Here is a 589-nt window from a genome sequence, read left to right on the forward strand (position 1 = left end):
TAGTTTTAGTGCCGGCGGTGACTTACTCTCCCACACCCTCCCAGGTGCAGTACCATCAGCGCAGGTAGGCTTAGCTTCCGGGTTCGGAAAGGGACCGGGCGTGACCCCACCGCTAACAACCACCGACAAACCAATACAGAACAAAACACACACCCAACCAAACCCAAACCAAATCCAGGATTCAGCTGGTGTGTCGTGCCGTTCCAGACACTGCATAACAGACGCGAGCACACAACTTTGCGACAATCCGAAATCGTCTCAGCAACAACCACACAACAAAAGTGGCTTTTTGTGTTGAACATCGGCTAATTAGTACCGGTCACCTCCATCACTCACATGACTTCCAGATCCGGCCTATCAACCCCATAATCTATAGGGAACCTCAAAAGAAACCTCATCTCAGAACAGGCTTCCCGCTTAGATGCTTTCAGCGGTTATCCCTCCCATACGTAGCCAACCAGCCATGCCACGGGCGTGACAACTGGCCCACCAGAGGTATGTCCGTCCCGGTCCTCTCGTACTAGGGACAGCCTTCTTCAAGTTTCAACGCGCACGGCGGATAGAGACCGAACTGTCTCACGACGTTCTA

The 589-nt window shown here is 52.8% G+C and carries 2 rRNA genes; both read right to left on the minus strand.

Features of this window, described 5'->3' with window-relative positions:
• Positions 1–9: 9 nt before the first annotated feature.
• Positions 10–127: ribosomal RNA gene (gene rrf / locus L8V00_RS09980) — 5S ribosomal RNA — on the minus strand.
• 161 nt (positions 128–288) lie between these two features.
• A 23S ribosomal RNA gene (locus tag L8V00_RS09985) occupies positions 289–589 on the minus strand; the annotation flags it as partial.

The sequence above is a fragment of the Corynebacterium evansiae genome (genome assembly GCF_027570065.1).
Classification (GTDB): Bacteria; Actinomycetota; Actinomycetes; order Mycobacteriales; family Mycobacteriaceae; genus Corynebacterium; species Corynebacterium evansiae.